We start from the raw sequence: 1486 nt of genomic DNA, 5'->3' as shown, positions 1-1486 counted from the left end.
ACCAGACCTTCCAACATCATGATTCCTTGCGTTTTTCGAGTAATCGTTGAGTTGAGACATGAACCGTTCGTTTGTTGCCTTTCTTTTTCGGCGGTGGCTTCTTCGGGCCGCGAACTGATTTGCGGTAGCGTTTGATCTTCATCGAGCCGGCAATCCGGATCAGTTCGTCACAGTACTTCTGCAGTGGCATCCGCGTCACTTCATCCCATCGTGGCTCTGGCAACGCGATCAACAGGCCACGACTGTCACGGGCAATCTCATCGCATAGGTAAAAGTGCGAGAGCGACTCGCTCGCCTCGCGACTATGTACGCGTGCGACAATCGACTTGATTACCGACAACGCATTGAAGGACACGATCGACACCGCGAAACAGAACAACGAAGCCGCCGGATAACACAACGCGTTGATCTCGCAGTTTAGGTGCAGCGTCATGTGCAAGAACGCCGTCTCCACCTTCCAGCGGTCGCGGTACAGCTCCGCTACCCGCACCGCGTCGGCATCCTCGATCGGCAAATTCGTCAGGATCACCATCTCGGTATCACCGTCACGCGTGGGCGTATTGAGCTGGATCACCACGCGCCGGACGGTCATCTGTTCGCCCTCGTACTCGGGAAGGATGAGCTGGTTTTCGTAAACAACTCCGGTCTCGGTTTTGCCGATCTTTTTCTCTTTGCCCTTGATCGTGCCTTTGAGTTTGCCGTGTTGCCGAATCACAAAGCAGCCACTCTTTGCCGCGATCGCGTACACGAACTTCAACGTGCAGAAATTCCGATCGGCGATCCACAATTGCTTGGCCGCCAGCGTTTCGATGATCTGATCCAGGCCCGAAAGTTCTTGAGCGTAGCCGTCTTCGATGGGGACGAAATCGCAGATGGCTTTGAATCGCGGATCCAAAACAGCCAACGATTTTCCGGGCAATGGGCCGGCGACAAGGTCCCGAGTCTCTTTGATCCGGTGCTCGGTTTTGCCGAGGTGGTTTCCGTCGAGGATGCGGGTTTGATAGCCGGCCACGTCGTTCCGCTCGACACCGCCAAGGGTCTTCTGAATCTCGACGGCGCGGTGATAGCTGTGCTGAACGAGCCCGCGCGACGTTGCCGGTTCGATCCGTTGGAGCTTGTTGTACAGAGCGGTGCAGGAGGCCCCCAGCTTCTCGGCATGTTTCTTGTGGGCCGCATAAACGCTGGGGTTCTGGCCCAGGATGACGCTCGCCATCACCGAGGTAATCGTCGAAAACATCTGCGTCCGCTCGTACTGAAGCTCGGCGTTATCGTCGAAGATCTGATTGACCGCCTCGGGCTCGATCAACCGTCGCATGATCATCTGAGCCACGGTAGCGATCGGGGCTTCAGCGACGAAATTCTGAAAGACGGAATCTTGAAAGATCGAATATTCCATGGCAGCCCTCCTTGGCCGGCGAGTCAACGTTCGCCCCTATGTTAAGCTGCGTCAAGAAAATAAGTTAGACCAATGTTGGAAGGTCTGGTC

The 1486-nt window shown here is 55.7% G+C and carries 1 protein-coding gene; it reads right to left on the bottom strand.

The features are described from left to right. Positions 1–16 precede the first annotated feature (16 nt). Complete coding sequence (locus tag RMSM_RS17825) at positions 17–1396, bottom strand: transposase (protein WP_008699172.1); 1380 nt, start codon at positions 1394–1396, stop codon at positions 17–19. Positions 1397–1486: the final 90 nt, after the last annotated feature.

This window comes from Rhodopirellula maiorica SM1 (assembly GCF_000346295.1).
GTDB classification, from domain to species: Bacteria; Planctomycetota; Planctomycetia; order Pirellulales; family Pirellulaceae; genus Novipirellula; species Novipirellula maiorica.
The sequence above is the reverse complement of the archived record's forward strand: the minus strand, read 5'-3'. Positions and strand labels throughout refer to the sequence as shown.